Annotated in this window: 20 protein-coding genes; 3 read left to right on the top strand and 17 right to left on the bottom strand. The window is 64.7% G+C overall.

The genetic code is table 11. The features are described from left to right. Window positions 1-47: 47 nt before the first annotated feature. Complete coding sequence (locus tag ACT3TS_RS12045; protein ID WP_444531753.1) at window positions 48-1,589, top strand: TIGR01777 family oxidoreductase; 1,542 nt, start codon at window positions 48-50, stop codon at window positions 1,587-1,589. Window positions 1,590-1,627: 38 nt separating this feature from the next. Here the strand turns inward: ACT3TS_RS12045 and ACT3TS_RS12040 are convergent, their stop codons facing one another. Genes ACT3TS_RS12040 through ACT3TS_RS12030 form a run of 3 tightly spaced genes read right to left on the bottom strand, consistent with a single transcriptional unit; the run spans window position 1,628 to window position 4,636 of the window. Continuing rightward, window positions 1,628-2,395, bottom strand: coding sequence for a hypothetical protein (locus ACT3TS_RS12040; protein WP_444531752.1), 768 nt, complete (start codon window positions 2,393-2,395; stop codon window positions 1,628-1,630). A 21-nt stretch (window positions 2,396-2,416) separates the two neighbouring features. Next, window positions 2,417-3,688, bottom strand: coding sequence for an MFS transporter (locus tag ACT3TS_RS12035; RefSeq protein WP_444531751.1), 1,272 nt, complete (start codon window positions 3,686-3,688; stop codon window positions 2,417-2,419). A gap of 60 nt (window positions 3,689-3,748) precedes the next feature. Continuing rightward, entirely contained in the window at window positions 3,749-4,636 is an 888-nt protein-coding gene (locus tag ACT3TS_RS12030; protein WP_444531750.1) for a LysR family transcriptional regulator ArgP, read from the bottom strand. A 70-nt stretch (window positions 4,637-4,706) separates the two neighbouring features. Here ACT3TS_RS12030 and ACT3TS_RS12025 point away from each other — a divergent pair, with 70 nt between their 5' ends. Further along, entirely contained in the window at window positions 4,707-5,327 is a 621-nt protein-coding gene (locus tag ACT3TS_RS12025; protein ID WP_444531786.1) for a LysE/ArgO family amino acid transporter, read from the top strand. A gap of 20 nt (window positions 5,328-5,347) precedes the next feature. Here ACT3TS_RS12025 and ACT3TS_RS12020 read toward each other — a convergent pair whose 3' ends face one another. From ACT3TS_RS12020 to ACT3TS_RS11955, 14 genes are all read right to left on the bottom strand, one after another. After that, complete coding sequence (locus ACT3TS_RS12020) at window positions 5,348-5,755, bottom strand: hypothetical protein (protein WP_444531749.1); 408 nt, start codon at window positions 5,753-5,755, stop codon at window positions 5,348-5,350. 120 nt (window positions 5,756-5,875) lie between these two features. Beyond that, window positions 5,876-7,027 carry a GmrSD restriction endonuclease domain-containing protein gene (locus ACT3TS_RS12015; RefSeq protein WP_444531748.1) on the bottom strand — a complete coding sequence of 384 codons (1,152 nt, stop codon included), beginning with the start codon at window positions 7,025-7,027 and terminating at the stop codon, window positions 5,876-5,878. 137 nt (window positions 7,028-7,164) lie between these two features. Further along, window positions 7,165-7,986 (bottom strand): HAD family hydrolase, encoded by an 822-nt coding sequence (locus ACT3TS_RS12010; protein ID WP_444531747.1) that lies wholly within the window; start codon window positions 7,984-7,986, stop codon window positions 7,165-7,167. Next, window positions 7,983-9,152 carry a cysteine protease StiP family protein gene (locus ACT3TS_RS12005; RefSeq protein WP_444531746.1) on the bottom strand — a complete coding sequence of 390 codons (1,170 nt, stop codon included), beginning with the start codon at window positions 9,150-9,152 and terminating at the stop codon, window positions 7,983-7,985. The genes ACT3TS_RS12010 and ACT3TS_RS12005 overlap by 4 nt, the downstream gene beginning before the upstream one ends. Then, a complete protein-coding gene (locus ACT3TS_RS12000) occupies window positions 9,149-10,747 on the bottom strand; it encodes a phosphoribosyltransferase domain-containing protein (RefSeq protein WP_444531745.1) in 1,599 nt (532 codons plus the stop codon). The genes ACT3TS_RS12005 and ACT3TS_RS12000 overlap by 4 nt, the downstream gene beginning before the upstream one ends. Next, window positions 10,744-11,988, bottom strand: coding sequence for an HpcH/HpaI aldolase/citrate lyase family protein (locus ACT3TS_RS11995; protein ID WP_444531744.1), 1,245 nt, complete (start codon window positions 11,986-11,988; stop codon window positions 10,744-10,746). Before ACT3TS_RS11995 ends, ACT3TS_RS12000 begins: the two co-directional genes overlap by 4 nt. 54 nt (window positions 11,989-12,042) lie before the next feature. After that, complete coding sequence (locus ACT3TS_RS11990) at window positions 12,043-13,125, bottom strand: hypothetical protein (protein WP_444531743.1); 1,083 nt, start codon at window positions 13,123-13,125, stop codon at window positions 12,043-12,045. Window positions 13,126-13,134: 9 nt separating this feature from the next. Continuing rightward, window positions 13,135-13,686, bottom strand: a complete 552-nt coding sequence (locus ACT3TS_RS11985) for a TerD family protein (protein WP_444531742.1) — start codon at window positions 13,684-13,686, stop codon at window positions 13,135-13,137. After that, window positions 13,674-14,231: a hypothetical protein gene (locus ACT3TS_RS11980; protein ID WP_444531741.1), complete on the bottom strand. Its 558-nt coding sequence runs from the start codon at window positions 14,229-14,231 to the stop codon at window positions 13,674-13,676. The genes ACT3TS_RS11985 and ACT3TS_RS11980 overlap by 13 nt, the downstream gene beginning before the upstream one ends. A 35-nt stretch (window positions 14,232-14,266) precedes the next feature. Further along, window positions 14,267-15,460 carry a toxic anion resistance protein gene (locus ACT3TS_RS11975; protein WP_444531740.1) on the bottom strand — a complete coding sequence of 398 codons (1,194 nt, stop codon included), beginning with the start codon at window positions 15,458-15,460 and terminating at the stop codon, window positions 14,267-14,269. Between the two features lie 125 nt (window positions 15,461-15,585). Next, window positions 15,586-16,167, bottom strand: a complete 582-nt coding sequence (locus tag ACT3TS_RS11970; RefSeq protein WP_444531739.1) for a TerD family protein — start codon at window positions 16,165-16,167, stop codon at window positions 15,586-15,588. Between the two features lie 98 nt (window positions 16,168-16,265). Further along, entirely contained in the window at window positions 16,266-16,847 is a 582-nt protein-coding gene (locus ACT3TS_RS11965) for a TerD family protein (protein WP_444531738.1), read from the bottom strand. 81 nt (window positions 16,848-16,928) lie between these two features. Continuing rightward, window positions 16,929-17,522 carry a TerD family protein gene (locus ACT3TS_RS11960; protein WP_444531737.1) on the bottom strand — a complete coding sequence of 198 codons (594 nt, stop codon included), beginning with the start codon at window positions 17,520-17,522 and terminating at the stop codon, window positions 16,929-16,931. Window positions 17,523-17,570: 48 nt separating this feature from the next. Further along, window positions 17,571-18,680 (bottom strand): DUF475 domain-containing protein, encoded by a 1,110-nt coding sequence (locus tag ACT3TS_RS11955; RefSeq protein ID WP_444531736.1) that lies wholly within the window; start codon window positions 18,678-18,680, stop codon window positions 17,571-17,573. 517 nt (window positions 18,681-19,197) lie between these two features. Between ACT3TS_RS11955 and ACT3TS_RS11950 the strand changes: the two genes are divergently transcribed. Next, window positions 19,198-20,337 (top strand): hypothetical protein, encoded by a 1,140-nt coding sequence (locus ACT3TS_RS11950; protein WP_444531735.1) that lies wholly within the window; start codon window positions 19,198-19,200, stop codon window positions 20,335-20,337. The last annotated feature ends 58 nt before the right edge of the window (window positions 20,338-20,395 follow it).

Below are 20,395 nucleotides of genomic sequence, written 5' to 3'. Positions count from 1 at the left end.
CACCGCAATGGGGCAGGATGGAAGCACGACGCATCCAGGAGGCCGCCATGAGCAAGTTCCGCTATGAAACCGTACTTCCGCATTCCCGCGACGACGTCTTTACGTGGTTTACCCGGCCCGGCGCCCTGGTGCGGCTCACGCCGTCGTTCTTTGGGACCATCCTGGCCGAGCCCAGTGACGGCATCAACCCGGGTTCGACGGCGGCACTGGGCGTGGGTGCCCCCGGCGGGGCGGGCATGTGGCTGGGGTCCGCCGCCGGCAGTGTGCGCGGGCTGCTGCCGGCAGCCTTCGCCGGCAAGAAGTGGACGCGCCCGGAAATCCGGTGGGATGCGCTGCACACGGAACTGCTGCCGGGGTCGAGCTTCACCGATGTCATGGACAAGGGTCCGCTCGCCGCGTGGACCCACAAGCACACCTTCACGGACGGCGCCCCCACCCGCGCCACCACCGGCGACGTGGCCGATGCAACCGGGGCGGGCGGGACAGTCATGGTCGACAAGGTGGACTACGAACTTCCTGCACTGGCCCGCGGCGACTGGGCGCACAGGAAAATGGACGCCGAGCTGGGGCGCATGTTCGCGTTCAGGGAGCGGCAGCTGCTGGCCGATCTGGCCTTTCATGCCGCCCATCCGGGCCCGCCGCTGACGATAGCCGTCACGGGGGCGTCGGGGCTTGTGGGCCGCCAACTGTGCGCGCTCCTGGGTGGCGGCGGGCACACTGTCCTGAAGCTGGTCCGCCGTGCGCCGCAAACTGCCGCCGAGATCTTTTGGGATCCCGATGCCGGGGTGCTGGACCCGGACACCCTGGCGCAGGCCCAGGTGGTGATCCACCTGGCGGGGCATCCCATCGGCGGGCGGTTCACCGACGCCGTCAAGGATGCCATTTACGTGAGCCGGGTGCGGGGGACCCGGCTGCTGGCGCAGACACTGGCCAAGCTGGCGTCCGACGGCGTGCAGCGCACCCTGGTGTCCGGCTCCGCCGTCGGCTACTACGGGGCGGCTCCCCATGCCGGCACCGGTGGCAGTTCCCCCGCGGCGTCCCCCAAACCGTTGGTGGAAGAGGACCCGCCCGGCACGGATTTTCTGGCCGGCGTGTGCCGGGACTGGGAAGCTGCCTGCGCTCCTGCTGCGGAGGCCGGCGTCCGAGTGGTGAACGTGCGCACCGGGATTGTGCTGTCGGCTGCCGGTGGCGTGTTGCAGCGGCTGCTTCCCTTGTATCTGGCCGGTGCCGGCGGGCCGCTGGGGACCGGGCAGTGGCAGAGCTGGGTGGGCATCGACGACATCGCCGGGATTTTCGCCCACGCGGCGCTGTCCCCGCAGCTTGAGGGGCCCGTGAACGGCGTGGCCCCGCAGCCGGTGAAAGCTGAAGAATTTGCCCGCATCCTGGGTGCCGTGCTGAACCGGCCCGCGAAATTCAAGGTGCCGGAATTGGGACCGCGGCTGTTGCTGGGCGAGCAGGGCGCTGCGGAATTGGCCCTTGCCGACCAAAGGGTTTCGGCGCAAAAACTGTTGGCCGACGGATACAGCTTCAGGCACAGTGACCTGGAAACCGCATTGCGGCACATCCTGGGCGAGCAGGCCCGTTCCTGAACTCCCACTTCCAGCATCGGCGGCTCAATACCGGCGGATCAGCGCCCGGGAGGTCCGCCGGTTCCCGTCGTCCAGCCGTGTGGCGCCGACCCGCCGTTTGCCGCCGGTCCTGCAGTTCCCATGGGCCCGCCGGTTCCCATCGGTCCTGCGGTTCCTGTCGGCCGGGCGCGGCGTTTCACCGTGGCCCACCAAATGCCGCCGCCGATCGTGAGACCGCCGCCAATGAGCAGTCCGGCGATGCCGATGAACACGGCTGCAATGGTGGAGAAAATGCCGGTCAAGAATGAGCCGAACTCCGTTCCCTCCTTCACGATGACGTCCACCGGGCCGGAACCGTCGGTGCTTGGACCGGAAAAGTCGTATCCCGGCGTGACGGTGATGGTGTAGCTGCCGCTCTTGGTGGCAGTGAAGGATGCCAAGGTGGCAGCCTTGAAGCGGCCCGCGGTCGTGTTGCCGGAGACCTGGGTGTTCGTGACGTATACGGATTCACCGTCAGGGTTCCTGACGTCGACGTCGTCACGCGCCAGGTCAAACGCGCCGGAGGAGGCTGCCTGCACCTCCCAGAGGTCGTAGCTCGTGGCGCCGGGTGAGTCGAGCTTGAATTCCTGTGACACTGCAAAACCGGCGATTGCCGACTCGCCGGGGCGCCCGTCCTGGGTGACCACGTTCAGCGGCAGGCTGGCGATGAACATGGTGACAGCGAAGCCCGCGGCAACCACTCCGACCAGCAGAATCACGATCCCGCTGAACGTCATGATTTTTGGGCCACGCGTGGAGGGACGGGGTGGGGCAGGCGGCATGTTCATGAGCCGAGGCTACCATCCTGCTCAGCCCAAGGTGTCGGTGACATTCTCGGCCGGGGCGGTGTCCGGCGTCGTGCTTCCCAGGGCACGCAGGCCCAGCACAACGATGGGAACCAGGACCGCCAGTGCCACCATGTTGACCCAGAAGAAGCCGCCCGCGGTCAGGACGGGGCCGGCGAGGGCGGCCATGCCGGCGGCGCCAAAGTTCATCATCATGTCGGTGGCGCCCTGGAGCGGGACCCGGAGGTCGTCGGGCGCTGACTGGTTGAGCAGGGACGAGCCGCCGATCAGGCAGGCCGACCAGCCCAGGCCCAACATGACCAGCGCCAGCGACATCATGAGGGGATCGCTGCTGTCCGAGAATACGGCGCCGACGGTGATGGCGGCCAGGAAGATGCCGCAGCCGATCAGCACCACGGAAAGGGCCCCGAGCTTGTCGACCAGGATGCCAAACACCGGGCTTGCCGCGTACATGCCCAGGATGTGCAGGCTGATCACGATGCCGATGATCTCCAGGGAATGCCCGTGGGCGTCCATGGCAACAGGTGTCATGACCATGACGCCCACCATGATCGCATGGCCGCCGGTGACGGCCACCAGCGCAGCCAGGGCGCGCGGGTTGTGGCTGGCCAGGCGCAGGGCGCGCCATGCGCCGTGCTGCCTGGCGGGCCTGGCGGGGACGGGGAGTTCGGCGGGTACCGCGGGTGCCGGCGGTGCGAGGAAAAACACCGAGATGACGAGTGCTGCCGTGACAAAGGCGACGAGCGAAAACACGAACGGTCCTGACAAGGGCACCAGCCCGAGTTGGATGCCGAGCAAACGGCCGGGCTCGGAGAGGTTGGGCCCGGCGACCGATCCCACGGTGGTGGCCCAAATGACGATTGCCATGGACCGCCCGGCCTTTTCGGGCGGGGCACCGTCGACGGCCGCATAACGTGCCTGGAGACCGGCCGCTGTGGCTGACCCAAAGAACAACATGCCGGCAGCCATGAGCCAGAACTGGCCGAGGCTTGCGGCGAGCAGCACCAGTGCGGCGCCCGCGGCGCCGAGGGCAAAGCCGGTACTCAGTGCCCATCGTCGGCCTGCGCGCACCGCAAGGTTTGCCAGCGGCACCGCAACCAGCCCCGCACCCAAGGCGGACGCCGTCTGCACAAAGCCGGATGCCGCCGTCGTGCCTGCCAATTGGGCGGCAAGGATGCCGCCCACGGCAACACCGGACGCGACGCCGACTCCGGAAAGCAGCTGGCCGGCGACAAGCACCGCTTGGTTGCGGTGCTGGCGGGACATGGTGCGCATGGCTGGATCCTTGGGTGGGGGGATGTGGGGGATTTGCGTTGGCACTGCAGGTTGGGGCGGCTATGCCAGTGCCGTGGCAGCTGCCCGGGTCACGGCGGTTGTCAGCAGGTCCAGGGACGTTGACTGGATTTTCCACCGCTGCCAGAAAAGCGGGATGCTGGAGACATGGCCGGGAACCAGTTCCACCAGCTGCCCTGATGACACGCCGGGCCGGCACTGGGACTCCGGCAGGAGACCCCAGCCCAGCCCCATGGCCACGGCCTGGGCAAATTGCAGGGTGTCCGGGATGTAGTGCTGGGCGCCGACCAGCGGTGCCCCGGTGACGGCGGTGAAGAAGTTGCTTTGCAGGGTGTCGCTGCGGTCGAACTGGACTGTCGGGGCGGCAGTAAAATCTTCTGCCGAGAACCCGCGGGGAAACCAGCGGTCCATGAACGCTGCCGAGGCACACGGCCTGTAGTTCATGGCTCCCAGCGGGACCACGGAACAGCCTTGGATCGGGTCTGCGGCCGCGGTGACCGCTGCCATGACACCGCCGGACCGCAACAGGTCCAGCGAGTGCTGCTCATCCTCGCGAACCAGCTCGACTGTCAGGTGATGTGCCGCGGGGAGCAGGGCAAGCGCCTCCATGAACCAGGTGCCCAGGGAATCGGCGTTGACCACAACGGCCAAGGTGTTGTGGCTTGCGCCTTCAAGCCCCAAGTCTGCCGCAGCATCCGCTTCCAGCTGGCGCAGTTGGCGTGCCAGTCTGTGGACAACTACGCCTGCCGCCGTGGCGGTTGTGGGCGTGGTCCGCTGCAGAAGAATTTGACCGGCAGTCTGTTCCATGGCCTTGATGCGCTGGGAAACGGCCGAGGCCGTGACGTGCAGCTGCCGTGCGGCCGCGTCAAAGGTGCCGCACTCCAGGACTGACAGGAAGGTGCGCAACTGTTCGGTCTGGAACGATAACATTAGTTTTCCTTATGCAACCATAAAATAATTAGCTGTACTGTCTTTGCTGATTCTAGTAGTTTCAATGCTTGTGACACCACTGGATATTATTGCGACAGCAGCCACCGGCCTCGGCGCCGGGCTGGCCCTCATCATCGCCATTGGCGCCCAAAATGCCTTTGTGCTCCGCCAAGGCATTCGCGGTGAGCACGTGGGCTTGGTAGTTCTGGTCTGCATGCTCAGCGACATTGTGTTGATCGGGGCGGGAATCTTCGGCATCGGCGCCGTCATCACGGCCGTGCCTGCCGTGGTGGTGGTCATTAGGCTGGCCGGTGCCGCATTCCTGATTGCCTACGCGGTGCTGGCTGCACGGCGGGCGGTCCGACCTGGAACGCTGACGGTCGGCAAGCAGCAGGGCGCCCTGAGCCGGAAAGCCGCCCTGGTCACGGTGCTGACACTGACGTGGCTGAACCCGCACGTGTATCTTGACACCGTGCTGCTCCTGGGCACCCTGGCCAACCAGCACGGCGAGCTGCGCTGGTGGTTTGGGGCCGGGGCGGTGCTGGGCAGTGTGATTTGGTTTGGCGCCTTGGGACTGGGTGCTCGATTCTTGCGTCCCGTGTTCGCCAAGCCCGGTGCGTGGCGTGTGCTGGACGGGTTGATTGCCGCGGTCATGTTGTTCCTCGGCGTGAAAATGGCTTTTGGCAGCTGACCCTCCGCACAGCGTGGGCGCTAAATGAAGTCCATCTCCACCTGCAGGAACGACTCGGCGGAAATGATGGCGCCGGCGAAGGCTTCCTCCTCGGTCGGAGATTTATTGGGTGTGCGGGTGTACCACTCATGGGTGGTCATGTGGACCCTGAGGACCCCGCCGGCTGCGGGGGCGTAGAACAAGCCAAATCGCTGGACGGGCCACTCCGCTGATGTCTCGATGCCCACCAGCAGTGCCGCGTTCAGGGCCGGGTTGAACCATTGGGCGATGGGCCGGCGCCTGTCCTCAAAAAACAGTCCTGCGGCATAGCGGCTCGCTGCCGTTGCCCCCATTTCCAGGCTCAGCCGTTCCCGCCACAACGGCAAGATCTCCGTGTCGTGGCGCTGCCACACTGCTGGGGCCAGCGGATGCTCACTGCCAGGGTTCACAATTCAATTTTAGCCATTACACCGACACTTGCCAGAGGCTGCCGATAATTCTCCGTCGAACGCTCGCAGCCATGATGAGCCACTCCCGCGGGTGCACAAAGTGTCGAGCGCCGTGCGGCCTTATTCGCAGCCGACGCCGTCTCCGTCGCCATCGAACTTGGACTGAAAACCGGGCTGGCCGGCGAGGATCGGTGCCGCCCCGGCTGCCCGGACGGCGGAGCAGTTCTGGTAGTAGACGTCGGGTGCGGGTGCCTCGACGAGCGGGGCCGGAGCGGCGGGAGCTGCCGGGGGTGCCGCCTCAATCGGTGCTTCGACCGCTGCTTCGGCGGGTGCTTCAATTGGTGCGGGCGGTGGCAGCACCACGTGCTCCACCGGAGGCGGCGTCTGGTTGGTTGGCACCTCAACATCGGCGCAGTTCTCAAGTACTCGCGCCATGGCGTCATGCTCAGCCTGCGTCACCCACAGAGTGTACGTTGCCTTGACCGAGATCTGCCGGGCCACGTAGTCGCAGCGGTAACCCTTGTTGGGCGGCAGCCAGGTGGCCGCGTCACCGGCACCTTTGCTCTGGTTGCTGGGACCGTCAACGGCCAACAGGTTCAAGGGGTCGTTGGCGAAGGCCGTGCGCTGGGCCACCGTGAGCTGTTGGGCGCCCTTCTGCCAGGCGTCGTTGAGCGCAACGACATGGTCGATCTGCACCGCGCTGCTCGTTGCCGATCCACGCACAAAGTCAATGGTCGTTGCCGTGTACGGATCAGCCAAAATGCCTGTCAGCACCAGGCAGTCGCGGGTGCCCGGCTTGAAGGCCTTGGCCGTCAGGTCCCTGCCCAGCATGTCGTTGCGGGTGTCGCAGCCGTTTCTGTCAACGTCTGCCCAGGCCTGCCCGAATTCGGCGCGATCGTAGCCCGTTTTTGGTGCCCGGCCCTTGACCGCCAGCGTGTCCAGCACTTCCAGGGCCTTGGCGGCGAAGGGCGGCTGGACGTTTGAGGCCAGGTCGGCTTCCCCCGCGTCGGGAACCACGGCGGCGTCCAGCGGTGTTGCGTCCTCCGCGGACGGGGTGGGACTTGCCGTTGGGCTGCTGGCGGGACTGGTGCTCTGGCTTTGGGCGGGGGTGGCGTTGGCGGTTGCGCTTTGGCCGGCAGTGCTCGACGCCGGAGCGGCAGCCGGCGCCGGTGCGCCACCGCACGCCGTGGTCACGAAGAGGACGGAGGCAAGCACGGAGCCCATGATGAAATCGGTGGCACCAAGGGAACGGAACGGACGGGCTGCAGACAAGGCGGAGTTCTCCCCGGGATCAAGATGGACGGTGTCCCTTCAGCCTACCGGCGGGCACTGACACGACAGGACAGTCGTTGCCGGCTGGCCGGTTGCCGGGCGGGCCGCCGCTGCGCAGAATTCCGGGGGCGCCCGGGTCACGCCCCGGCGGGGGACACCTCGGCCAGGATGCGGCGCAGGATTTCCTCTCCCGCAAGGACACCCCGCACCGAGGTGAGGTGCAGGTGGGAAGCCAGGTATCCGGCGTCGTGCAATTCACCGTGGAGGGGGCGGAAGGCCAGGTCGGCGTTTTCCAGCATGCCCTGGTCCAGCAGCGAATCCCCGGCGGCGATGACGGTGCCGGCACCGGTGCGGCGGGCCACCTCGGCGAGGGTGTCCGTCTTGTTGATCGGCAGGGGCACGCAGTACAGCTTCCGGCCCTGCACCGACACGCTCCAGCCGGCGTCGGCGCACAACTGGGTCAGCTCCGCCAAGAAAGAATCGGGCATGAGTTCGCGGTCGATGATGGCGTAGACAAAGAGGTCCTCGGCCCGGCGCAGGCGCAGGATCCACGGGGAAAAGATGGGATTGGCCAGGTGGGCCTCGATGGTTTCCAGGGGTGCGCAGTCGGCTTCCATCCGGGCCGAGAGCCTGTCGTGCCATGCCGTATCCGGCACGCCGTGGTGGAGCAGGACCCCGCCGTTGGAGGTGATGGCGTACTCGGGAACGGGGCCGGGCAGCTGCACGCGTTCATATTGGGCCTGCGTGCGGGTGGTGACGGGAACGAAGACGGCGGCCGACTTCACCGAGACCAGCAGCTCCAGTGCCATGCGGGTCATGTAGGAAAGCGGGGCGCCGTCGTACACCTCGGCAACAACCATCGCCGGGGCGTCCTTGTCGGCACCGGTGAGCCAGAGGGCGTTTTTGGAGTAGATGAGGGTTCGGTCAAGGTCGCAGGCGACCAGTGCGGCCGCGCTCATGCGTTGTGCACGGCCTTGCCGTCGGCGCCCACGGCGCTTTTGTCGAAGGCCGGGTGGATCAGTCCCACGCAGCTGTACGGCAGATCCGGGACTTCCTCGACGGGGACCCCTCGTTGTTCGGCCAGCAGCAGCACATGGGCCACGTCGTCGCGTGCGGCGGGATTGACCAGCACACGCCACGGCACGCGGCGCAGCAGCACCCTGGTGGTTTCGCCCACGCCGGGCTTGACGAGGTTGACGTTGTTGATCCCGTAGTCGGTGCTGATCCGTTCAACGGCTTCCCAGCCCACCCAGGTGGGTGCCGGGGCTTCGGCCCGGTGCCGGGCCAGTTGCCGCGTTACGGCGGGGAGCACCGTCCCGAAGCGGTGTGAAATGGCGGCCAGGAAGTCATTTGAAACATCGCTGGGGGCAAGCTCGGAGTAAAATTTGGCTCCGTGGTAGTCGTGCGGGCCAATGTGGTCCACATTGAACACCGTGCGTGAGACCAGGCCCGACACCGTGGAATTCAGGCAGGCGGACGGGATCAGGTAGTCCTCACGGGTGCCAAACATCGACACGCAGTGCCCGGGATCGGCCAACACGGCAAGGTCGGCCGGGAAGCGGACGCCGGAGCTGGCGGCAAAGTCGTCAAGGGCGGCGGTGAGTTCGCGCGAAATGGCGCCCTTGCCGGTCCAGCCATCGACGAAAAGTATCCGTGCCGGGTCGTAATTGTCGGCCAGGTACCGCAGCGCGGTCTGGTCCAGCCCCACTCCGCGCACAATGCTCATGGTGAAGTGCGGCAGATCCAGGCCGTGGATTTCCAAGGCCCAGCGGCGCATCAAGATGCCGATGGGGGTGCCGGCCCGCGCCAGGGACACAAGCACCGGCTGGTTGTCCCGGGCCGCCAGGGCAAGCTCGGTCACGACACCCACGGCGGTGGCAACCCGCTCGCCGGCACGTTCAACCGCCTGCTCGTACAGGGCCTGGTACTCGGGGCTGGGCGAGTACTCCACCGGCAGCGATTCGGCGTAGTTTGCCGCCCCGGACTGGATGGCGTGCTCGCGATCGGCGGTCGGGGCCTCCAGCGCAAGATGGCTCAAATCCTTCAGCAGCCAGGTGACGTCGTCCGCCGGATAGGAACCAAAAGTCGGTCCGGTCAAGGGGGCGGGAAGGGGGTGCTGGGTCATGGGGCTACCTTGCTTGGGGTGTTCACGGACGGGTTGTCTGCCGGGAGAAGCACGACGACGACGTCATCGGCTGCCGCTGTCATGGCAACTGCCAGCGGTACAAGTCCGTCCGCGGCTCCGCCCTGCAGTGAACGGCTGTCCTGCGGACCAGCCGTGTCAGGGGCAACGTCGCTGCGGTTGGTGCCGGGTTCGGGGAAAACCACAATGGTGCCCGGGCGCCTGCCCGCGCCGGTGAGGTTGTAGGCGAAACGGGTGCCGGGCCCGTCGTTCGTCAGGTCGTGGCTGGCGAAGGACAGGGCGCCGGCAATGGCGTAGTCGGCCCTGTCGACGGGGACGATCGGGGATCGTGTCGTGGTGGAAAAACGCACGTCGACAGTTGGGAGGAGCGCCGCCAATGCATGGGCGGCCGCCAGCGGCAGGAACATGTTTTCCTCACACCCGACAACCACGACGGGCCCCCGGCAGTCCCGCTCTGCCAGCAGCCCGGCCACATGTCCGGCGATGGCAGCAATGTCAGCGGGCGCCGGCGGGGCGGCGTTGCCAAAACGGTCGCTGCGCACGGGCGTGACCTCTCCGGCAGCCAGGTCAAGCAGGGCCAGCCGGCCGGCGGGCGCAGGCCCGGCCGGGCTGGGTGCAGCGGACGGGTCGGCCGCAGCGTCGGGGAGCCCTTGAATCAACGTGCCGGCACGGTCCAGGATGTCATCGCCGAGCCCGATCCAGCCTGTTCCCAGGGCCGTCACGGCAATCCGGGCACCCAACTCGGCGCCCAGGGCGTCAAAGCGGGCGCGGTCGGCGGCGCTGCGCAGGTCAATCAACGCGGCCACAACATAGGTGGAGTGCGGGACCAGGGCGTGCAATTCACGAATCGTGTTGATGACTGTTGAGCCCGTGCTGAGCTCGTCATCAACCAAGACCACCGGCCCGTCCCCGTCAAGCCAGTGCGGGTCGGTGGGCACCATGGCGTGCGAGGTGGCGTGCGAGTGCCCTTCCTCGAAGCCGGCGACAGGCTGCACTCCGGGGGTGGCATGCCGCGTGGAGTGAATGTAATAAGCGCCCAGCGCATTGGCGACCAGCCGTCCCAGCCCCGTGGCGGTTTCGGCGTAGCCAATCACGACGGCGTTCGGAACCACCGCGCGCAGGCCAGCAACCTGAGCGGCAAGCACTGCGACGGCTGCCTGCCGTGCGCCGGCCGGGCTCTGCAGGACGGTTGTGAGTTGGGCTGCCGCCGCGGCAATGTCCGGCCCGGCAGTGTCGGTCGCGGCAATGTCCGGGGCTGCGGGGGACAGCGGGGGGAGGGTCCCGGCGTCGGGCATCAGCAGGGAAAGCTCCCGGGCGACACAGGCACCGAGTAGTTCCCCGGCGGCCATGACAAGGGCCGGCTCGGTGGGCACATGCTTGGCCAGGACCTGCGAGACGAGCAGGTGGGCGCGCTTGGGGTTCCGGCGCAGGGCCAAACCCACAAGGTCCTGCACGGCCACCGCACTGGCGGGGTCGCTGTGGATGGAGACATCCAGTTGTTCGGCGACGAATCCGCCGCTCCACACGGGCAACGCCGGGGAAGTTGATGAACTGGCGGTTGCTGCGGAGGCGTTCATGCCATGCTCGCTTCCAGGAGGTCGACGAAGGTGACATTGGCTGCGGCCACGCCAAAGGCGTCGGCGCGCAGCAGGGTGCGCCGGGCCCAGGCCTGGTGCGGTTTCATCTCGTTCATTTTGTTCCCGTAGGGGGAGGCCGCGGCGCCACCGTTTTCGTTGCCGGCGATGGCCAGCGCATCAAGGTATTCCTCATGGCTGACAACACTCATGGCATGCACCAGGGCAACGTGGGTGGGGTGGATGACCGTCTTTCCGAGCAGGCCGTTGGCCAGGTCGAGCTCGATCTCACGGATCAAGGTGTCAAGATTGGCGGTCATGAGGCGCTGGCGCAGCTGCTGCTCCTGCGGACCGGCAAAGGGGGTGGCGCGCAATTGCGGGCGCAGGACCCGTTCGGTGTTGGAGAAGTGTTCCCAGACGGGACCGGAAATGACAAAACCGCCCTGGGGCCTGCCCAGGATGTTCACGATGTCCCCGATCACACCGGCCACAACGTTGACGTCGTAAATGGTCAGGTCGCGCGAGCGGCGCAGGCCAAAGGCGCTCGACATGTCCGTGGCGCCGATCCGCACCGACAGGATGTCTTCGCGGTTGGCCGCGAGCAGTGTGTGGATGTTTATCAGCGCCGCGGCACGGCTCTCCAAATGGATCACGGCCGGCGATTCCAGGATGGGCATGATGCGCAGCCGGTGCCGGGGCGTGCGGGCACTCACCATGCCGGGGCCGTCCGGCGTGCCGCCGTTTTCCGCCAGGCCGCTCACCGCCACGCCACCGTCCAGGCCCAGCTCGGCCTGGATGAGATGCAGGGAGTTCAGGAACGCTGCACCAACGCCGGATTCGTTGTCGAACTTGGGGATCACGAAACCAGTCAGTACGCCTGTCGCGGCGCCTGCCCGCCGGGCTACGGACAGCATCTGCTCCGGGGTCCTGACGCGGACAAACAACAGCGGCAGGCTGTCCTGGCGGTCTGCCAGGATCGACAGCGTGGAAACGACATTTTCCTCGGCACGCGCCACGTCGCTGTCGGGAATTGAATCCTCCAGGCACAACACCATGGACACACAGCCTAGATCGCGCTGGCGCAGCACATCCTTGACCAGGTCCGGACGGTTTGCCGGGGTGTACAAGGTGCCGCCCAGGGCGACAGCCTGCAGTTCGGGCGCACTTTGTGCCGTAACTTCCATGGGCAGCCGATGAAAAAGCGCGGTGGCCTGGGTCGCGCCCAGGGACTGGAAATGTCGCATTGGCCCTTTCAATCTACGGTCGGAAGCGAAAACATGCCCCACCGGGAATATGGGCTAGCGTCCGTATGAGGAAGCGGGCGCCCTGTGGGTCATGGAAAAATCAAATTCACGCCAGATCTGCACATCGGGCCAGTCGCTCGGGACAGGCTCGGCGCGCAGTTCCAGCACATTGCCAATCCTGTGCACCAGCAGAACCATCTGGGTCCCGTCAGCGGCAGGTGGCAGTGCCACGGTTTCGCCGGAGAACAGCCGGACGCCCATGGCGGCGCGGCTGCGGTTGATGAAAATTGCGCGGCGAAGTTCGCGCACATGACGCAACGTTATCAAGGCATCCCGGCCCTGGTAACCCACGAGTTCACGGTTTCCCGCCGTCATCACGGGAGTCCCCGCCTTGTGGCCCTCAACTGTTTGCCCGCCCGTCACCCGATGTACACTTTCCCACGCCGCAGCCGTGCTGCCGCCGATGAGCATGGTGCCAACCGACGACTCGAGCGCCGACAACCGCAACACCCTGTCAACCAGGTTCAGCTCATACACCTCGGTGATGTTGGGCGCATCAAACAGCAGCTCGACCTCATGGTCCTCCCGCCGTGCCTTCTCGCGCTGCGCGTCAAGCTTTTGTGCCCGCGCGCTGGTGGACGACGGCGGGGCGCCGCCACCCAGCACGAGGCCGCCCTGGCGCTGTCCCCCGGATTGCGCACCAGCTGGTGCACCAGACTGTGCACCTGACTGTGCGCGGCCGGGGGTGTGGGTCAGGTTGAGGGACGGGGCGCTGGTTGGGGCGGGGGACTGCCGCGCCGGGGCAGGAGTCGTCGGGCCGGCGGCTGCTTGGGGAGACCGAAGCGTCAGGGAGGGGCCGGACCCGGATGTGGTGCGCGGGGACGCCGGTGATGTTCCCGCAGGGGCGCTGGCCGGTGCGTCCTCGCGGGGTCGGGAAAGGTTCAACCCTGCTGACTGCTGCCCTGCTGGCCGTGATCCCCCCGCGGGTTGGCGGGCCTGCGCACCTGGCTGTGCACCTGGCTGTGCCCCGGTCTGTGTTCCGGCCTGTGTTCCAGCCGGTGCCGTGGGTGCCTGCCCGGGCTTGATGCGGCGGCGCAGAAAGGCAATGTCTGTGCGTGGAGTCGAAGAATCGTTCACGTGATGGCTCTACAGACTGATTCCGTAGTCCTTGGCCACGCCGGCCAAGCCTGTGCTGTAGCCCTGGCCCAGGGCCCGGAACTTCCAATCCGCGCGGTGCCTGTACAGTTCGCCAAAGATCATGGCCGTCACGGACTCAAGCTTCACCGCCGACAGGTCGAAACGCACCAATTCCCTGCCTTCAGCCGTGGCCACCCGGATGTGTGCGCTGCGCACGGCAGCAAACGTGCCCTGGCCGCGGAATTCGGGATCCACGTAGGCCAGGAAAATAACCTTGGAAACATCGTCCGGAACCAGGTTCAGCTGGACGTCAATTTGTTCCTGGTCGCCGTCGCCAATGAAGGTGACGGACGAATCGGCGCTGACCAGCTGGTTGAAAAATACCAGGTGGTCGTTGGACACGGCCCGCCCGTCGGCATCGCACATCACCGCAAAGGGAACCAGTTCGGCCTGCGGCCCGTTGCTGTGGATGGTGTCCCAGCCCATGCCCACCACAACGTGGTCAAGACCCGGATTTTCAGCTGTCAGGGCGGCATTCGCCCCCGCCACTAGTGCTGCCAAGATTGGCCCTCCAAACGCAATGGGTCCCTTTCCGAAACTGGTTGTTGAAGTTGCAGGGCAGCATCCTGGGCGGAGAACTTGTCCGCGAGGAAGCGCCCGTGTGTGGAGAGTTCCTCGACGGCGCCGATACGAATCTGGTTGAGCAGGTCCGCAAGGGTTTGTTCGAGGGTGGCCAGCTGCTCGGCAAACAGAAACGTGGCCGCGGATTCCTCGTCGTGGTGTGTCGGCGGCAGCCCCAAATAAGCCTGCAGGGGCGTGGGCACATAGCTGCAGATCATGGCGTTGAGCAATACCCGCTGCTCCGTGGAGCAGCCCCTGATGCTGATGTCAGCGACGGCTTCGCGCATGAGGTCGCCCAAATGGCGCAGCTGAGACATCAGCAATGGGGGCAGCCTGCTTCCGGACCTGCGCACGGCAGCACGCAAACTGTCCACAGCGGCACCCATCTGGGAAATTTCCTCTGCCACGGGGTCAACTACGGGGCGGTCGGGCACCTGCGGTGCCGCACCGCCGCCAAACCTGCCCCCCACAAAACGGCCAATCATCGCCCTACCCTTGCCTCGTCGTCGTCAGATCCAGCCTACTCGCGTTCAGACTGGCGTGAACGCTCAAGGTAGGGCTTCGCCTTGGCCAGTCCGTCCTCGAGCGCGTGCACGGTGCCTGCCATGTTCTGGGCGGCCGAGGCGCGGAAGGTGTCGATGGCGTCCATGGTTTCAAAGACGTTGTCGAACGCCTTCTGCAGCGTCTCCACGCTCACACCGGAGCTGGAAGCCTGCTGGTGGATGCGGACGGTCTGGTCCTTGAGCATCTCCGAGGTCTTCAGGATCATGTTGTTCGTTGTGGTGTTGATGGCGTCGATCTGGTCCAGCACCATCTTCTGGTTGGCCAGCGCCTGGGCGACAATCACGGCCGTGCGCAGCGCCGAAATGGTGGTGGTGCGGGCCCTGTCAACACCCTTGATCAGTTCCAGGTTGTTCTTGCGGATCAAGTCCATGGCGAGGTAGCCCTGCACCGAGACGGCAAGCTGGGTCAGGATGTCCTGGTGGCGCTGGCGGATGGGGAACAAGACGTCGGCCTCAAGCTTTTGCGCCTGCTCCACCTGGCCTGAAGCGCGGGTGGCGTCGATCTTTTCCACGCAGGCTGCATCCAGGGCCTTGGCAAACACCGCATATTCGCTCAGGCCCTGCATGGTTTCCCACAGCTTGACCTTTTCGCCAGCCAGCGATGCGTTGTCCTTGAGGAGTTCATCCTGCCCGGCCATGAGCGACTTGATGATGGCGTCGATCTGCACCTGCGCGGATTCGTACTTCTGGAAGTACTTCGCCAGCTTGTTGCCGCCCGGCAGGAAGCCAAGAATCTTGCGGCCAACACCCAGATCGGCGTTGTTGGGGGTGAGGTCCTCCACGGTGCTGCGCAGGTCGTTCAAGGTGCCGGCAACCTGGGCCTGGGCGCCGTTGCCACTCTTTTTGGCCCCTGAAACGGATGTTGAGGAGCGCTCAAGCATGCGGCTCGAGGCATCCGATGACGTTGTCATTTCAGATCCGGCCAGCTTGGAAATGCCGTCAACCTTGGTGGTGAATTCCGGGCTGCGGGCATCGAAGGTGGCGATCTCGGCGATGTAGTCCTTCGCCTGGCGGTTGATCTCGGCCTGGCGCTCTGCGGGCACGGGAACCATGCCGGGGGCTTCGTCCGCCGCGACAATGCCGGGGGCGTCGGGAGCCTTCAGGACCAGGGCAGTCTCGGATTCGGTGGGAGGTGTCAAAGGTGAAGTCATGGTGAGATCCAATTTTCCAGTAGCAAGGTTTGCTGATGCTTAATTATGGGTGAGGCCCGCCAGCACGCCCGGAAGGCTGTGGCGGCGGACCTTTCCAACTGAATAACTGACGCGACCGCCAGTTGCTAGCCCATCGGCACGCCGAAGTCGGAAACAATGCCGGCCAGGCCGGAGGCGTAGCCCTGGCCCACTGCCTTGAACTTCCATTCGGCGCCGTTGCGGTAAATCTCGGCGAACAACATGGAGGTTTCGGGGGCTGCGTCTTCGCTGAGGTCAAAGCGCACAATTTCCTGTTCGGTGCCCTGGTTCAAGACGCGGCAGTATGCGCCGCGGACCTGGCCGAAGTTCTGGCCGCGCACATCCGCCTGGTCGATGGAGACAACAATGACAACGCGCTCGACGTCGGCGGCGACCTTGGTCAGATCGATCAGGATCTGCTCGTCGTCGCCCGCACCATCGCCTGAGCGGTTGTCACCGAGGTGCGTGACAGACCCGTCCTTGGCGGCCGGCTGGTTGTAGAAAATGAAGTCATCAGCGGAACGGACCTTGCCGTTGGCTGCCACGAGCAGCGCTGACGCGTCCAGGTCGAAAGCGTCCCCGGTGGTGGTGCGGGGGTCCCAGCCCAAGCCAACCAGCGCTTGCTGCAGGCCCGGGTCGGTCTTGGTCAAAGAAAGGTTGTTGCCTTTTGCAAGCGTGAGCCCAGCCATGAAATCGTGTCCTTAACATTGTTGGAATTCGATGGTGCCAAATATCTGGGGAAACCGGAAGCGGGTGCGCGGCCTGGGCCGCGCACCCGGGGGTGTTGCTAGTCGAGCACAATTCCGTAATCGGTCGCAATGCCGTGCAGGCCGCTGGCGTAGCCCTGGCCAACCGCCCTGAACTTCCATTCCGCGCCGTTTCGGTAGATCTCCGCGAAGACCATTGTCGTCTCGGATGCGGCATCCTCGGACAGGTCGTAGCGGACAATCTCCTGCTCGTTGCTCTGGTTGACCACGCGGCAGAACGCGTCACGGACCTGGCCAAAGTTCTGGTGGCGGGCCTCGGCCTGGTCGATGGAAACGACAATGACAACACGCTCAATGTCGGGGGAGACGGTGGCAAGATTGATCAAAATCTGCTCGTCGTCACCGTCGCCTTCACCCGTGCGGTTGTCGCCCTGATGGACGACCGAACCGTCCTTGGACTCCAACTGGTTGTAGAAGATGAAGTCGTCGTTGTTGCGGACCTTGCCGCTGCTGGTGACCAAAAGGGCCGATGCGTCCAAGTCGAACTGCTCACCGCTGGTGGTGCGCGGGTCCCAGCCCAAACCAATCATGGCCATCTGCAGACCGGGGTCTGCCTTGGTCAGGGAAAGGTTGCTGCCCTTGGATAGTGTCAAAGATGCCATGAAAACTAAACTCCTTTAATTGCGAAGACTAATTGCGAACACGCGCCGATGGGTGAAACACAAGATTCCTTTGGCGAAACCCTACAGGGCGCTGGCTGCCGGCTGGATCAAGTCCATCGCCGTGCGCCCGTTGGCGCGGTCGCCGATGGCCGTGAAGTTCCAGCCTGTTCCGTCGCGGGAAACCTTGGCCATGATCATGGCCGTGTGCGTCCCGGAATCGGTGAGCTGGAAACGGGCAACCTCGGGCGAACCGGCGGTTGAATCGTCAATCAAGCGGCAGAACGCATTCTCGATGCTGTCGAATGTCTGGCGGCTGTAGCTGCTGATGACAAACACAATCTGGGCAACAGCGGGGGAGACCTTGGACAGGTCAACCAGGATGGTCTCGTCGTCGCCCTCGCCCTCGCCGGTGAGGTTGTCACCCGTGTGCTTGGTTGAGCCGTCCTTGCTTTGGAGCTGGTTGAAGAACACCGTGTCAACGGCCTTGCCGCTGCCGTCAAAGAAAATGGCTGAGGCATCCAAGTCAACGTCGGCTGCCTTCTTCAGGCCGCCAAACAGTCCGCGCTTGGTCGGGGCTGCAGAGTCCCAGCCCAAGCCCATCCGCACCCGGGTGAGGGAAGCGCCGTCGTTCTTCTTCAGTGAAAGGGCCTGGCCCTTTTGCAAACTAAGTCCCATAGCGTTTTGCTCCTTTAAATAGGGTGTGGAAAATCGTGGTGGGTTGCGCTAGCTGGACAGCTGATTCACCTGTGGCTGTTCCGCTGCAGCGGCGCGTTTGTTTCGAACAATGGAGGACAGGAAGGCGGCGCCGATGAAGATGACGCCGATGACGCCGGTGATGACCTCGTTGACCTCGATGCTGATGGTCAGCAACAAGATGATGGCGAGGGCGCCGATGGCCCAGTGTGCGCCGTGGTCAAGGTATTCAAAGTCGTCGAGCGTTCCCTCGCGAACGAGGAACACTGTCAGTGAGCGGACAAAGATGGCGCCGATGAGCCCGAGGCCCAGGGCGATGATGATGGGGTCCGAGGTGATGGCGAAGGCGCCGATGACTCCGTCGAAGGAGAAAGAAGCGTCAATGACTTCGAGGTACAGGAACAGCATGAACGCTGCTTTGCCAACAGCCTTGCCGACGCCCTTGTTTGCCTTTTTGGCCAGGGCAGCAGCCTCGGGGCTTTCGTGTTCGTCCTCGTCGCCGTCGACGTTGAACATGTCGCCCAGGCCGTTCACGAGCATGTACGTCACCATGCCAAGGATGCCGGCAATCAGCACGTCAACTTCCTTGCCGGGGCGGACCATGGCAGCGGAGATGACAAGAATGATCAAGGCGATGGCCATGGACGCCCCGTGCAGGCGGCCAACGAACGCCAGCGGCTTTTCAAGCCATTTCAGCCAGTGGATTTCACGCTCTTCAAACATGAAATCCAGGAACAACATGAGGAGGAAGACGCCACCAAAGGCAGCGATTTGCGGGTGCGCGTCATGCAACAGGTACGCATAGCTGCCCGGGGTGTGGATGTCGCCCTTTTCCAACGCAAGCTGGATGGCTTCCACGGGGTTGAGGTTGGCGGTGACGCCCACGATCAACAGCGGGAACGCGATGCGCATGCCCAAAACGGCAATCAAAATGCCAACGGTCAGGAAGATTTTCTGCCAGAACGCGCTCATCTTTTCCAGGATGCGCGCGTTCACCACGGCGTTGTCAAAGCTGAGGCTGACTTCCAGGACACCCAGGATCGCACAGAGAATCAGTGCTTCAAGACCACCGTAAAAGAAGGCGACAACCAGTGCCACAGCGGTGATCCCGAAGGACCAACCAAAAGTTTTCATGAACACGTGCTGACAAGCTCCTCAAGAATTCCCTGAGTTACGTGCACAGGGATTTGTGGTCAATGTGGGTGGGCTTCACGCGGTCCGACGGCACTCGCGTGGATCCTTCAAAGTCAATTATCTCCATTCACGCTACATATTCCTAATGGTTGACCAGCCAAAAAAGTTCCATTTTGTTCCCCGGCGTGGTGATATCCACACTGCCACAAGCCACTGACAATGTGCTTGGAATGCGCCATAAGCGGAGTTCCTTGCTGCCTTCTCCGGGCTGGGCACGCGGTTCCGGCGTGCTTGGCGGGACACCCCGGCTCACCGGGGCGGGGCTGCGGGGCCAGCAATGCCGTACCAGAGCCAACCGCAATTCCTTCCGTCGCGCCTGACCAGGGTGGGATCGTGCAAGCAGTATGGTCATGCTCAGGAACATGAATGCCGTGGAACAAGCAGCCTGAGAAGACCAGCAGCGCTTCGACAGGCTGATTGCCAGCGGGTGGCCAACTTTCAAAGACGCAGGGAGCCTCGCACCATGAATGAAATTTCGCTCGACGCCAAGGGACAAAACAGGCTGAACATCCTGGTGCGGTGGGCAGCAGAGGTGACCCGCGCCGGGCTCCAAGTTCCTGGCCACAGCCAGCTGGAACTCATTGCGCACACCAAGGTCGTTGCCGTGGCGGGAGCGGGCGAGGACCTGGTCCTGCTGTGGGAGCCCACGATCAGCTGGATGCTCAAGCAGGCAGCCTTCGGCGTGTCCGACCCGTACCTGCACCTGCCGGACGAGCTGCGTGCGCCGGCAGGCAGTGCCACCCAGCCATCCGCCGTCGTGCTTGAAGAAATTGTGCTTGAAGAAATCGTGCTTGCAGAGGCGGTGCCCGCAGAGGGTGCGTCTGAACAGGCAGCTGCCGGGCGAGCAGCCGTGCCCCGGCAGGCCCCGGCGGCACCCGCTCCCAGGGCGGCCGGCTCCCAGGGGCCGCGGCTGCCAAAGTGGGAGATCGCTGCGATCGAGCAGGTTCATGACGCCATCAAGCGGTACATCAAGCCGCTTGAAGCGTTGCGGGCCCGCGACGCGAATGAAGGCGACACCCGCATGGTCGTCACCGACATGCTGTGCGAGGGCCTGGATTATGACAAATTCAAGGATCTCACCACTGAGTACATGGTGAAGCAGGACTTTGCCGACTACGGGGTCCGCATCGACAAACAGATGGTGGCCTTCATCGAGGTCAAGCGGATCAGCCAGAAACTCAATGAACGCCACCTGCGCCAAGTGTTGATGTACGCGGTCAACGAGGGTGTGGAATGGATGGTGCTGACCAACGGCGCCGTCTGGCAGGCGTACCACCTCACGGGTGGGCTGCCGGTCGTGGTGGACATGGCCTTTGAAATCGACCTGCTGGGTCCGGCGACCCTGGCCGAGAAAACCGAATTGATGTTCCTGCTGCACAAGGAGGCACTCAAGCGGCGCCGCATCGACGAGGTCTGGCGCCACCGTGCAGCCACCGAACCGGGGGCGCTGCTGGATGTGATCCTGTCGGGGCCGGTGCTGGACGAGTTGCGCAAGGAGGTGCGGCGCAGGACCGGGATTGCCACCACTGCGGAGGCGTTGAGTGAGGTGATCCGCACCGAAATAGTGGATCCAAAGCTCCTTGCCAAGCGGTTCAAGGCTTAGCTGTTCACGGCCCAGCCACCGCCCCCTGCGGCGGTGGCGGCGCCCGTAGACTGGTCCG

The organism is Specibacter sp. AOP5-B1-6, from assembly GCF_052376555.1.
Taxonomy (GTDB): domain Bacteria; phylum Actinomycetota; class Actinomycetes; order Actinomycetales; family Micrococcaceae; genus Specibacter.
This window is presented reverse-complemented; position numbering and strand designations above follow the sequence as displayed.